Origin of the sequence: Bacillus sp. JCM 19034 (assembly GCF_001310635.1) — a bacterium.
Classification (GTDB): Bacteria; Bacillota; Bacilli; order Bacillales; family Bacillaceae_D; genus Halalkalibacter.
The window spans coordinates 19,456-31,799 of the sequence record NZ_BAXR01000003.1 but is presented as its reverse complement, the minus strand read 5'-3'; the positions used below and the strand labels follow the sequence as shown (position 1 = coordinate 31,799).

Annotated in this window: 14 protein-coding genes and 4 pseudogenes; all 18 read right to left on the bottom strand. The window is 38.5% G+C overall.

Annotated features, from left to right (window positions below; translation table 11 throughout):
- Positions 1–371 precede the first annotated feature (371 nt).
- The 18 genes and pseudogenes from JCM19034_RS06345 to aroQ all read right to left on the bottom strand — a co-directional run bounded on the left by JCM19034_RS06345 (position 372) and on the right by aroQ (position 12,283).
- Positions 372–770 carry an Asp23/Gls24 family envelope stress response protein gene (locus JCM19034_RS06345; RefSeq protein WP_062048201.1) on the bottom strand — a complete coding sequence of 133 codons (399 nt, stop codon included), beginning with the start codon at positions 768–770 and terminating at the stop codon, positions 372–374.
- Between the two features lie 22 nt (positions 771–792).
- A complete protein-coding gene (gene accC, locus JCM19034_RS06340; protein ID WP_062048199.1) occupies positions 793–2,160 on the bottom strand; it encodes an acetyl-CoA carboxylase biotin carboxylase subunit in 1,368 nt (455 codons plus the stop codon).
- Between the two features lie 17 nt (positions 2,161–2,177).
- Positions 2,178–2,687 (bottom strand): acetyl-CoA carboxylase biotin carboxyl carrier protein, encoded by a 510-nt coding sequence (gene accB, locus JCM19034_RS06335; protein ID WP_062048196.1) that lies wholly within the window; start codon positions 2,685–2,687, stop codon positions 2,178–2,180.
- Positions 2,688–2,829: 142 nt separating this feature from the next.
- Positions 2,830–3,197, bottom strand: a pseudogene (locus JCM19034_RS06330) (hypothetical protein).
- Between the two features lie 197 nt (positions 3,198–3,394).
- Positions 3,395–4,015: pseudogene (locus tag JCM19034_RS06325) on the bottom strand (SpoIIIAH-like family protein); the annotation flags it as partial.
- Positions 4,016–4,041: 26 nt separating this feature from the next.
- The gene (gene spoIIIAG, locus JCM19034_RS06320) at positions 4,042–4,587 is read right to left on the bottom strand and encodes a stage III sporulation protein AG (RefSeq protein WP_231686837.1); all 546 of its coding nucleotides are present in this window, start codon (positions 4,585–4,587) and stop codon (positions 4,042–4,044) included.
- A complete protein-coding gene (locus JCM19034_RS23980) occupies positions 4,584–4,712 on the bottom strand; it encodes a hypothetical protein (protein WP_269431668.1) in 129 nt (42 codons plus the stop codon). The genes spoIIIAG and JCM19034_RS23980 overlap by 4 nt, the downstream gene beginning before the upstream one ends.
- Positions 4,709–5,365 (bottom strand): stage III sporulation protein AF, encoded by a 657-nt coding sequence (gene spoIIIAF, locus JCM19034_RS06315; RefSeq protein WP_062048192.1) that lies wholly within the window; start codon positions 5,363–5,365, stop codon positions 4,709–4,711. The genes JCM19034_RS23980 and spoIIIAF overlap by 4 nt, the downstream gene beginning before the upstream one ends.
- Positions 5,366–5,377: 12 nt before the next feature.
- Positions 5,378–6,556, bottom strand: a complete 1,179-nt coding sequence (gene spoIIIAE, locus JCM19034_RS06310; RefSeq protein ID WP_062048190.1) for a stage III sporulation protein AE — start codon at positions 6,554–6,556, stop codon at positions 5,378–5,380.
- A gap of 23 nt (positions 6,557–6,579) precedes the next feature.
- Positions 6,580–6,968 (bottom strand): annotated as a pseudogene (spoIIIAD, locus tag JCM19034_RS06305) (stage III sporulation protein AD).
- 11 nt (positions 6,969–6,979) lie between these two features.
- Positions 6,980–7,186, bottom strand: a complete 207-nt coding sequence (gene spoIIIAC, locus JCM19034_RS06300; RefSeq protein ID WP_148296518.1) for a stage III sporulation protein AC — start codon at positions 7,184–7,186, stop codon at positions 6,980–6,982.
- Between the two features lie 15 nt (positions 7,187–7,201).
- On the bottom strand, positions 7,202–7,714 hold the full coding sequence (gene spoIIIAB / locus JCM19034_RS06295) for a stage III sporulation protein SpoIIIAB (protein WP_197276356.1): 513 nt from the start codon (positions 7,712–7,714) through the stop codon (positions 7,202–7,204).
- Positions 7,711–8,640, bottom strand: a complete 930-nt coding sequence (gene spoIIIAA / locus JCM19034_RS06290) for a stage III sporulation protein AA (RefSeq protein ID WP_062048773.1) — start codon at positions 8,638–8,640, stop codon at positions 7,711–7,713. Before spoIIIAA ends, spoIIIAB begins: the two co-directional genes overlap by 4 nt.
- Positions 8,641–8,659: 19 nt before the next feature.
- Complete coding sequence (locus tag JCM19034_RS06285; protein ID WP_062048186.1) at positions 8,660–8,941, bottom strand: DUF2619 domain-containing protein; 282 nt, start codon at positions 8,939–8,941, stop codon at positions 8,660–8,662.
- 410 nt (positions 8,942–9,351) lie between these two features.
- Positions 9,352–9,757, bottom strand: a pseudogene (locus tag JCM19034_RS21630) (transposase); the annotation flags it as partial.
- Positions 9,758–10,131: 374 nt separating this feature from the next.
- A complete protein-coding gene (gene efp, locus JCM19034_RS06275; RefSeq protein ID WP_062048182.1) occupies positions 10,132–10,689 on the bottom strand; it encodes an elongation factor P in 558 nt (185 codons plus the stop codon).
- Between the two features lie 89 nt (positions 10,690–10,778).
- The gene (locus tag JCM19034_RS06270; protein WP_062048179.1) at positions 10,779–11,849 is read right to left on the bottom strand and encodes a Xaa-Pro peptidase family protein; all 1,071 of its coding nucleotides are present in this window, start codon (positions 11,847–11,849) and stop codon (positions 10,779–10,781) included.
- Entirely contained in the window at positions 11,846–12,283 is a 438-nt protein-coding gene (gene aroQ, locus JCM19034_RS06265) for a type II 3-dehydroquinate dehydratase (RefSeq protein ID WP_062048177.1), read from the bottom strand. Before aroQ ends, JCM19034_RS06270 begins: the two co-directional genes overlap by 4 nt.
- Positions 12,284–12,344: the final 61 nt, after the last annotated feature.

The following is a 12,344-nucleotide window of genomic DNA, read 5'->3' as shown; positions in this document are numbered from 1 at the left end:
AATCGTAAAAAAGTATTCCCTTACTAAAAGTATCTTGACTAATTTGTTTATTGGTCCGATGCATTTTAGGAGACCAGTAATTCTCAAGGTAATGTTTATAATCACTAATTTGCTTATAGTAAGACATTAGTTGGATCGTTGATTATTTTTCACTAACACACCTACCAAATATTGAATAGTAAAATATATTAACTTCATTTCAGGCTTTTCATTTCTCCTCCTTTAATATTCTGTACTTTTTTTATTTTATTCCCCTAAGTCATTTGGAAGGAAAACTCCCGGCATTAAGGAACTAAAATGTACTCACAGAGTGACCAACTGATAAAAGAAGACAGCCTAAGGTTCCCCCAAGGCTGTCTCCAACTCTATGATTACACTTCCTCTGGATTTTGTTCAATGGTCTCAAATTGAACGCCAACAACGTGAACATTTATTGCTTGAACGTCAATTGCAGTCATCGTTTGTAATGCTTGCTTAATGTTCGATTGAATCAAGTTAGCTACATTAGGAACGCTTACCCCGTAAGTTATCACTACTGATACATCAATAATAATACCATCTTCCTCAAGCTCGACTTTAACCCCTTTTCCGTGGTTCTTTCGTCCAAGCTTCTCGGCAACATCTGTAGCAAAATTCCCGCGCATTGTCGCCACACCATCAACTTCTGAGGCAGCAATCCCCGCAATCACTTCAATAACTTCTGGAGAAATTTCTACTTTCCCAAGCTCTGATTTTTGCTCTTCCAACTCTAAACCATTGTTTTCGTTCATAGTCTTCCCTCCTACTTAGTATTTAATCGAGTGAAACCGACATAACGTCATGTTCTTCTAAGAATTTTGTATTAAAGTGGCCTGAAACAAATGTTTCATGACGCAATAATCGTAAATGGAATGGAATGGTCGTCTCAACTCCTGGTCCTTCTACTTCAAATTCTTCTAAAGCACGAATCATTTTGGCGATTGCTTCTTCTCGAGTTGCACCATGGGTAATGACTTTTGCAATCATCGAATCATAATATGGTGTTATCATATAATTTGGATAAGCAGCGGAATCCACACGAACACCTAAACCACCCGGTGCCAAATATTGCTGGATCCGACCTGGTGCTGGCATGAAATTCTTAGCTGGGTTTTCAGCGTTTATACGGCATTCAATTGACCAGCCTGAAAACGTAATATCTTCCTGCTTATAGGAAAGTTCTTCGCCACTAGCTACGCGAATTTGCTCTTTTATTAAATCAATTCCTGTAACCATTTCTGTAACAGGATGTTCTACTTGGATACGGGTATTCATTTCCATAAAATAGAAATCACCATTATTATGATCATAAATAAATTCAACTGTACCAGCACCCGCGTACTGAACTGCCTTAGCAGCATTCACAGCCGCTTCACCCATCTCCTGTCTTTTCTGTTCGGAAATAGCCGGAGAAGGTGTTTCTTCTAGAAGCTTTTGTAATCGGCGTTGAATACTACAATCACGTTCACCTAAGTGAATTGTATTTCCATGTAAATCCGCTAATACTTGAATTTCAACATGGCGAAAATCTTCAATATATTTTTCTATATAAACGCCTGGGTTTCCAAAAGCTGTTGCAGCTTCTTGTTGGGTAATGTTCATTCCCTTTTTTAACTCCTCTGGTGTCCGGGCAACACGTATCCCTTTTCCGCCGCCCCCAGCTGTTGCTTTTATAATAACAGGGAATCCGATTTCATTAGCCACCTCTAGCCCATCTTCTACAGTTTCCACGATTCCTTTTGAACCAGGAACAATCGGTACACCCGCTTTTTCCATTGTTTTTCGGGCAACATCCTTTGTTCCCATTTGACTAATTGCACTTGGGCTCGGGCCGATAAATGTAATATTACATGCAGCACAGATTTCAGCGAAATCAGCATTTTCTGCTAAAAAACCGTACCCTGGATGGATGGCATCTACTTCAGTTAAAGTTGCCAAACTCATAATATTTGTGACATTTAAATAGCTCTGATTTGAAGCAGTAGGACCAATGCAATACGCTTCATCTGCTAAATGGACATGTAACGAATCTTTATCCGCTTCCGAATAAACCGCTACCGTTTCAATATTCATTTCGCGGCATGCACGAATAATTCGTACCGCAATTTCCCCTCTATTAGCAATTAATACTTTTTTAATCATGTGCTCTCTCTCCTATTTTATGCAGGCTCCACTACAAATAATGGTTGACCGTATTCAACAAGCTCCCCATTCTCAGCTAAAATTTCAACAATTTTGCCGCTTACCTCAGCCTCAATTTCATTCATTAATTTCATTGCCTCAACAATACATACTACAGAATTAGCTTGTACTTGATCACCTTTTAACACATATGGGTCAGAATCAGGTGACGGAGCAGAATAAAACGTTCCAACCATCGGTGATGTAATAGTATGTAAATTGTCGTTTGTTGCTTGTGTTACTTGCACTTTTTCACCTTCACTTTTTGAAGTTTGAGGAGCTTGAGCTGCTTGTGTAGGTGAAGCATGTGGAACTACCGGTGTTGGAGCAGCCGTTTGCTGAATAGCTACTGGTGCTTGTCCAACTACTTGAACCTCTTTTTGTTTTCTTAATACAAGCTTTGAACCTTCTTGCTCAAATTTCAACTCATCCACATTTGATTCATCTAATGCTTTAATTAAATCCTTTAATTCATTTACTGTTAACATTTCACATTTGCACTCCTTTATTTGAAAAACGTAAAAACAGCTTATTAGCAGTTTTGCTACGTCTTATCAATAATTAATTTCATCTAAAAATTGATTTTACTTACATTCGACAAAACAGACGTATAATCCTGCTTATGCTTTTTTAAGATGACTCTTCCTCGCTTACCTCGATATCAGCTGTACGAGGAGTATAATCTTTCTTATATTGACGGAATACTGGAAACTCAGATAAATTTTCAGGGATCTTTCCGTCTTCTAATAAGATGATTTTAACAATATTTTTATTGCGGGCCATATGATATTTATCGCCATACTCGTTTTCTTGCGTATATCGCTTTAAGCTTTGATAATCTTCCTCTTGATCGATACTTTATATGTACCTTCTTCCTCATCTTCAATTTGTTGCTCAAAGCCAACTTCAAACTCTACAATTTGAATATGGTCATTTTTCATATTACGCGTTTGCTCAAGTACTGCTTTCGCTCCTTCAGTTAAATCATTCCATTCCATTTCATAATCGCTCCTCATTTTATGATCTTTGCGTATTATATCAAAGAACGATCGTACAGTCATCTTTACTTGAAAAAAAACGCTATCTGTTTTTCTTCTAAGTATGGTGGTATGTTGTTACAAAAGTCTTTATTTCATATGGTAGAAAAAACTCTATCTGAAAAACAGATAGAGCCTTTCTAAATCATAACACCTTATTATTGGCCACCTGTATGTCCAACAGCAACACTTGTTTCATCTAAGTTAAGGCTTAGCTGTGAAATAGTTAATTGTAATAGTTCATTTGCCTGTTCTCTCGTGAGCTCTTCTGCTTGAACGAGCACTCGAACTTGCTCCTGATCTGCTAACACTAGTGCATCATCAAACCCTTTGGCAATAATCAATTGCTCCAAAACAACTTCATCATTTTGAAGTTGGTGCAAATCTGCCTCTAACTGATGAGCTTCTGCCTTTTCTTCAGCAGTTGCTTCTTCAGATGCCCGAATTTTCGTATATTCTTCTTTTAGGCGGTCACGGTTTGCTTGCATTTCCATGCGGATCGTCGTAAACGTTTCATTGGATGAAATCGTTGATATTTCCCCATATTCTCCTTCTTCAAAATTTAAATCAAGTTCATCCGCGATATTACCTAAAACAGCATTAGCATCATTATTTTCAATTTCGCTTTCTTCTATATTTTCACCATCAGTTTCATTTGCTTCACTTTCTGGGGCCGTGTCTAGATCCTCATCGGAATAAGCAAAATCGTTTTGCGATGGATCTGACGGAATAACATAATAGACTGATAGGACAATAATAAGACTAAGCATCGTTAATAACCAAACTGTTTGTTTTTTAAGACCATTTAAGAACCCTCCTTAGTTTTCTTTGGCATTACAGAAATACGATGTGTTGGTACATCTAATACTCGGCTTACTGCTTCAACAACTTGACTTTTTGTATTGGCATTATCTACTCCATGAGCAACAACGAGCACCCCTTTTACTTCTGGTTTTTCTTTATGAGTAAGGATTGGAACTTCCTTATCACCTTCTCGAATAATGACAACTTGCTCCTCTTTCGTACGATCGTCTACAGATCGCTGACCACCTTCGCGATCTGTTTCATCTGTTAGCTGTTCTTTCGTCACACTATCTCTTTCATAAATCGCTCGTTCCGTTTCAGCTAAATTCACCATGACGGAAACATCTGATAACCCAATCATTTGCTCCAATAACTCTTTGAGTTGATTTTCATAGCGCATTTCATAATCTTCCATTGAGTTTGGCTCTGGAGAACTGTCCCTTTTAAACGCTTCCTCAACCTGAGCCGATTCATCTTTTTCTTCGTTATAAACAGGCAAAGTTTGATCGTTATTATCTTGATGGGTTAGAAGGTTTCCTGTAATCATAAGGCAACACCTAAACAACCAAGCAAGACCAAATAATGGAGAGGGAGCCGACGTTTTTTTCCGTTATCAGGTTTTTTCATTAAAGACTGGAGCCATTTTTGATCCTTTTCTTCATTTTGTTTCACTTTGCTTGTTTCCCCCCTTCCCAAGCAACAATAATCTTTTCTTCTGGCACATCCCAATTATGAGCAAGGAATTGTTGAACTTCTTCCAATGGATCCTCTTCCTCTTTTTCTTCTACGTCTTCTTTATGATTTGTCTGTGTGACTTGAATATGAACAGGTTGAACGATCTCTACCTCTGTCTCTTGCTGTTCTTCTAATTCCTTTGAAACAAACGTATGAATACTCTCTAAAGCCTCCATCGCATCGTGCATCGTTTCAAGACCTTCTTTCCATACTAGTTCAACCTCAACACTTGCCAATTCCAAATCATATCCTTCTTTTAATCCTTCTTTTACTTGATTCTCTAATTGGACAGCCATCTGTTCAGAAATATATGCACGTTGTCCCAACTCTATCTCTTTTTTTTGCAAATTTATTGCTTCATGCACGATTTTTTCTGTTTCATCCGTTTGAATCGATAATGAAACTAGCCATTCATCCACATCCTCGGTAAAAATCGACAACAACGGCTGCAACATAGCAACTAATAATAACAGTCCAACGACCATCTTCACATATCGTTGCATATGTGAATTTGGAAGGATCATCTCTAAAATTGTTGCTAACAAAATAATTAAAATTATCGTCGTCAACCATCCTGTTAAGCTTCCCACATGTTTACCTCCTCACCTAACCATTAATGACACATTACCAGCTGCGATCATGATTGTAATAGCTAAAAAGAACATCAAACAAACAACAGCTAAAGCCGCAAATACAAATATTACCGCTTTACCAATGATCGATAAGCATTCAATAATTGGTCCACCTCCGAGCGGTTGTAAAATAGCCGCTGATAAATTAAAAATAATCGCAAGTGAAAGGACTTTTAGTGCTGGAAAAGCACATAACATTAACAAAATCGCAAGTCCCGCTAACCCGACCGTATTTTTTAGCAATAGTGAAGCACTCATGACCGTATCTGCTGCATCAGTGAACATTCTTCCTACAACTGGTACGAGGTTTCCAGCTAAAAACTTCGCAGTTCTAACTGTAACACCGTCTGTAACCGCTGTTGCTGCACCTTGTACGGAAATAACACCAAGAAATACGGTTAAGAATATTCCTAAAGCCCCAACAGCTACATTCCTTAGAAAGGTTGCGAGCTTCGACACTTTGTAATGGTTTGTAAGGGTACTAACTATGCTTAAAACCGCTGATAGAAACAATAACGGTAAAACGATTTTTTGAATTAACAAACCGCTTATATTCACAAGGAAAATGATTAACGGGTGAAAAAGAGCAGCTGTTGTAATATTTCCAATCGCCGCCATCATCGCCAGCATAAGTGGAAGTAAGGCAATCATAAAATGAATCATCGAATTAACCGCTTCTGTTGCATACGTTATGGCCACACGAAAACTATTTAAGGCAATAATCATTAACACCATATACGTCATGGCATAAGCAACCTTACTGACTGTTTGTTGTTCAAATGCATTTTGCAGTGATTGAAGAATCATACAAAAAACGGTCAAAAGAATGAGCGATCCTAGCAATTTCCCATTTACAAGTAGTTCATGGAGAAAATATTTAATGAAGCCAATTCCCCATTCTTTTATTGAAAATTGCTTGTCCCCTCTTATAAACTCCATGAGTGATCCTTTTTGGCTTTCTGGGAGAAATCCGCCGTAATCGCGTGATAATTCTTCCCAGTATTCCCCTATCTCATCTAATTGTAAATTGTCAACTTGCTGTTCAATAAACCCTTCTTCCTGTATTCCTTCTTCTTCAGCGAACGTAACGATTGGATGTACTACTAAATAAAAAAGAGCAACTAGTATAATGAACAATATTCGCTTCAATAAAGAGCACCTCAACCTTCTTTTTAGGTTGGCAATAATGACAACACCATTTCAATCACAGCTGTTAAAATAGGAATCGCAAGGACAAGTATCAAGATTTTCCCAGCTAGTTCAATTTTAGAAGCTATAGCAGCTTGTCCAGCGTCTTTTGCAATCTGTGCCCCAAACTCGGCAATATAGGCGATCCCAATAATCTTTAAAATCGTCTGTAAGTACATCATATTGAGATCCGCACGCTCGGCTATACCTTCTAGCATATCAATGATTTTGACAACCTCATCGATAAGAAATAAAAAGATTAATACACCTACAAATACCGTCAGCATAAAGGCAAACATCGGCTTTTGCTCTTTGACTACTAGGCTAGGAAGGTTGCGATTAAACCTAACCCAACAATTTGAATAATATCAATCGCTACTCACCTCACCCTTGAAACAAAAACACGCCTCTAATTTTTTGGAATAAATCATCAACGATCGTTGCGACCATATACAATACAACAACAAAACCTATTAATGTCACCCAATGTGCCCAATCTTCTTTTCCCATCTGCTTTAAGACCGTGTGAATCATCGCGACGACGATGCCAATTCCCGCAATTTGAAAGATGGTGTTCACATCATACATCACAACCTCTCCTCCTCCTTACACCAATAAGATGACGACCAATAACCCAGCTAAGAAGCCTAAGCTTTTCACCATCTTTTCATAACGATGCTGCTTCTCTCTTGCTTCCTGTTCCTCTCTTGCCAAATGTGCTAATGTTAAATGAATTTGCTTTTGCTGTTGCTCAAGGTCGTGTTGGCCAAGTGTTGAACCAAACTGCAGCATCACTTCACGCTCACTATCTAATAGAGCAGTTGTATTCCATACATCTTTAATGCTAGCTTGCCAAGCTTCAAAAGCACTGCACTCCTTCTCAAAAAGCTTTTCAGAAAAACGTTGGAAAAGCGTGCTTACCGGCTTCGGAAGTTGTTTCGCAATGTGATCTGCAGCTTCTGCTAGAGGTGTAAGGCCATACATCATTTCCGCTTCCAACGATTGAACGGCAACCTTTAATTGTCTTAATTGTTTTGGCCGGTCACTTAAACGTTTGGCATATTCAAATCCAATCCACGTTGTCACGATAATGATCATCAGAGAACCTAATAGTTTCACGACACGGTCACCAAATCTTTCTTATCCTGGTTTCTAATTCTTCTTATTACACCTGGCTTATGGGTTCGAGTTAATTCTATACAACGCTCAAAGGCATTCATTTCAAATAATGGCTTTAACGACGGACGTTTCTCAATCTCTTCTAGTGAATACCCGTGTGCCGTTGTCATTACTTTTACACCTGCATGAAGTGCCTCTTGAACGGCTAACACATCTTCTTTTCTTCCAATTTCATCAACGATGAGAACATCTGGACTCATCGAACGTATAAGCATCATCATTCCTTCAGCCTTCGGACAACCGTCTAACACATCAACACGTGCACCTAGCTCTAGTTGAGGAACACCGTGTAAGCTTGCTGCAATTTCAGAGCGCTCATCGACTATCCCAACCTTTAATGCTGGTATTTTTCTCTTATCAAATCCTTTGCTAACAATTCGTGCTAAATCTCGCAATAGTGTCGTTTTTCCTGTTTGTGGTGGTCCGATTAAAAGCGTATTACACCAGCGTCCTTCATAGATCTTTGATACTAAAGGCTCTGCTGAACCAATAGCTTGTCTTGCGATCCGTATGTTAAATGAGCTTATATCTCGTAACGTTTTTACATGACCTTTTTCTAAAATAACTTTCCCCGCCAAACCAACCCTATGACCACCTTTTATCGTTATAAAGCCACGACGTAGCTCTTCTTCAAAGGCGTAAATTGAATATTGACTTAGTTGATTGAGCACATACTTGGCCTCCTCTCGTGTTACAACATAAACATCACCTCTATAGCGAGGGTAATGAGGAAGCCCAGCTGCAATTACCTCTAATGGTTTATGGACTCGTAAGCGTATTTCTTCTATTTTTGAGAAAACCGTTTGATCCAGTTGCTTAAGCAATTGTTTTATCGAATCAGGTAAAATAGGATGAATTTCGTGGATCATGTCTTCTCCTCCTTTCTTATTTTGAAAGACCAACTAAAATGAGCGATACGCCTGATGCAATAAATGCAATTTTCATGAAAGAAAGCTGATCTTTCATCCCAATTAAACCAATCGTAATCGATAGAACTAAAACTGTTGGTCCAATTATTGCTAATGCTGCATTTATTGCAATTGCTTTTTCGACACTATTAAAGCGCATCATTAGCATTGCTGCTGTTAATTCAATTAAACCTGATACCACTCGTAAGCCAACCATTATTAATAATGCTATCTCAATAGAAAAAAACCATGTTTTCATCCTGCCACCCCAATACACTCACTTTGTACAACCTATGTGATAAAGGTGAAATTAAGAACCTTATTTCTTCCCTTTAAAGATTTTATAAACAGATCTTTTCATATACGTTTATCGTCATTTATGAAAATCAATTGCGAAGGTAAGGTAAGGGAAAATTGGTTTCCATTCTTTTCAACCAATAAATCAAAGAGGTTGGGACAAAAAGTATTTTAATAAATGAGAATCCGAACAAATACAGGGTGGAGCACATTCACCGCTCCTGAAATACACTTCGCTTTCCGCGGGAAGCTGGCGAGCTCCTCGTGCTACGCACTGCGGGGTCTCACCTTTACTTTCCATCCCGCAGGAGTCTACGTATATTTCATCCGCTACGTTTTTAAATTGTTCGGATTCTCAGCTAAACACTTTTGTTATGTCCCATCCTCTTCAGACCGTAGACAAAACGCCTTTGAGAAGTTGATTCTCAAAAGCGTTTTACGTTATTTCTTCTATTTTCTGTTGGTGACACTGGAGGATGTGTGTTTCTCCAGTGCCAGTTGGCTAATTTTTTTAGGTTCATGGCAGCAAAAACAAGCATCGCTTGCACTGAATTTTTTCCAACCCTTTCTGGTTGGTCCAACGCAAACCATGCTTTTGTTTCAGATCGGCAAAGACGTGTTCAATTGTTTCTTTACGCTTTGCATAAATCTGTTTATTTATATCTGTATCGTAGATGTTCGGTTCATCCAAAGCATCTTGCCAAATGTGCCGTAGAACTAGCTTTTGATGATTTTTACTCTTGGTGCTTTGGTGTAAGGCAGATTTGTTCAAACACATCACTATCCAGCGGACGGGAGGGGAGGGCAGGTTGAAATCCACCGGCGTGCCGGTTAGTTCAACGCCCTCCTGCCCAAAGCGTGCCCCCCATCCCGGTAGCGTGGTCGGAGGATGATTTCCTATCAATATGAGGTACTTACAATTCCATGTTGTGTGTGCTAATTTATTCATGTCCTTTACAGGGCATACATCCTTTATGGTGAGATGAAGTGGTCGGGAAACCAACTTATTCTACCATGAAGTGATGTTTTTTAATACCACGCTATAACTCTCTGAACCCCCGGCATAGCAGGGGGTTTTCCAAACTTATTAAAAAAAACCCGAAAAGGTTATTAACCATTTCGGATTCCTATAGTTATTTTGTATGAATTCAACTATGCACGTGATACATATGCACTTGAACGTGTGTCAATAATAAGCACATCACCTTGATTTACAAAGAAAGGTACTTGTACTGTTAATCCTGTTTCAAGAGTCGCTGGTTTCGTACCACCTGAAGCTGTGTCCCCTTTAATACCTGGTTCTGTTTCTGTTACTTCTAATTCAACTGTATTCGGAACTTCAACACCCAGCGTTTCACCCTGGTAACTTATAATTTGAACCTCCATATTTTCCTTCAAAAATTGAAGCTCATGTTCAATTTGTGTAGTTGAAAGCTCAATTTGTTCATATGTTTCGTTATCCATAAACGCATGCATATCGCCACTTGCATATAAATATTGCATACGACGGTTTTCAATATGTGCTTTTGAAACTTTCTCACCCGCACGGAATGTTTTTTCTTGGATCGCACCTGTACGTAAGTTACGTAGCTTTGAACGAACGAAAGCTGCTCCTTTTCCCGGCTTTACGTGTTGGAATTCAATTACTTGCCAAATTCCACCATCCACTTCAATTGTTAATCCCGTTTTAAAGTCATTTACTGATATCATTTGATTATCCTCCATATTCCGAGCTTTGACATATTATAACGTTATCTACTATACCACAGCTTGGTAAAACTTTCTCTGTCATTTTTCAATTATTCACCAACGTACAATAATTCCTTTGGTGAATAAGTAAAAGAACGATTTCCATCTGCTGTAATTAATGTGTCATCTTCAATTCGAGTCCCACCAACACCAGTAATATAAATACCGGGTTCAACCGTTACAATCATTCCTGGCTTTAACACAGTTTTTGAAAGTTTGGATAAACGAGGTTCCTCATGAACTTCCATGCCTAAACCATGACCAGTCGAATGACCGAAGTAGGCACCAAAACCTTTATCCTCTATATAATCACGTGTTAATGCATCAGCTTCTTTTCCTGTTAAACCAGGTTTAATCCCTTCCATTCCTCTTAATTGAGCTTGAAGTACAGTCTGATAAATTTCCTTTAACTGGTCTGTCACCTCACCGACAGCGACTGTCCGCGTAATATCTGAACAATAGCCATTCAGCAATGCACCAAAATCAAGTGTAACAAGTTCACCTTTCTCAATCACTTTTTCACTTGCAACACCGTGTGGTAGTGCAGAGCGATAGCCTGAAGCTACAATAATATCAAAGGATGAACTAGTTGCACCTTCTTTTCGCATAAAAAATTCAAGTTCGTTCGCTACATCAATCTCTTTTATACCAGGGCGAATATAAGAAAGAATATGATCAAAAGCAGCATCAGCAATTTGTGCCGCCGCCTGAACTTTCTCTATTTCGTTTGCATCTTTTATTAATCGTAACTCTTCAACTAATCCACTAACCGGTACAAGCGTTGTTTCTTCTAAAGCTTGCTTAATTAGCTGATAATATTCATATGTAACATGTGCTTGTTCAAAGCCGAGTTTCTTCACATTGTATTGATTACATTGCTTGGCAACCTCATGAAAGATTAGTCCCGTATGCTCAACAATTTCAAATCCTTGTGCCTGCTCTTTGGCCTGTTCAATATAACGAAAGTCTGTAATGAATAGTGCTTCCTTATTTGTGATTAGCACAACACCAGCTGTACCAGTAAAATTTGCAATATAACGTCTGTTATAGGAACTTGTTATGAGCAATGCGTCGATATCATGCTCCTTTAATTTCTCTCGTAACAACTCTATTCGGTTCATAAATCCTCACCTTCCAATAAAGCTAATAATGCTAATTCATACCCTTTAAACCCTAAGCCAACTATTTGACCTTTTGTAACTGCTGCTGTAACCGAATGATGTCGAAACGATTCTCTAGCATGCACATTCGAAATGTGTACTTCTATAATTGGTACGGATACACTAGCGATTGCATCACGAATCGCATAACTGTAATGAGTATACGCACCCGGATTAATGATAATACCTGCACCTTTATCTCCAGCCTCATGAATCCAATCAATCATTTGGCCTTCCTCGTTTGATTGAAAACATAACACTTCACATTGATGCTGTTTTCCTACGTTTTCTATAAAATTTTCTAAATCAGCTAACGTATCATGACCGTATACGTCAGGCTCACGTAAACCTAAACGATTTAAATTAGGTCCATTAATCACATAAATTGATCTCAAAAGGATTCTCCCCTCTCTACGAACTTATTCGTATTGTACCATAATTTCTGGGGAATCCTAC

Excerpts from the sequence above, each read along its gene's own strand:
- accB (WP_062048196.1), bottom strand. The coding sequence starts at position 2,687 with ATGTTAACAGTAAATGAATTAAAGGATTTAATTAAAGCATTAGATGAA.
- JCM19034_RS06270 (WP_062048179.1), bottom strand. The coding sequence starts at position 11,849 with ATGAACCGAATAGAGTTGTTACGAGAGAAATTAAAGGAGCATGATATC.
- spoIIIAG (WP_231686837.1), bottom strand. The coding sequence starts at position 4,587 with ATGATTACAGGAAACCTTCTAACCCATCAAGATAATAACGATCAAACT.
- efp (WP_062048182.1), bottom strand. The coding sequence starts at position 10,689 with ATGATATCAGTAAATGACTTTAAAACGGGATTAACAATTGAAGTGGAT.
- accC (WP_062048199.1), bottom strand. The coding sequence starts at position 2,160 with ATGATTAAAAAAGTATTAATTGCTAATAGAGGGGAAATTGCGGTACGA.
- JCM19034_RS06345 (WP_062048201.1), bottom strand. The coding sequence starts at position 770 with ATGAACGAAAACAATGGTTTAGAGTTGGAAGAGCAAAAATCAGAGCTT.
- JCM19034_RS06285 (WP_062048186.1), bottom strand. The coding sequence starts at position 8,941 with ATGAAAACATGGTTTTTTTCTATTGAGATAGCATTATTAATAATGGTT.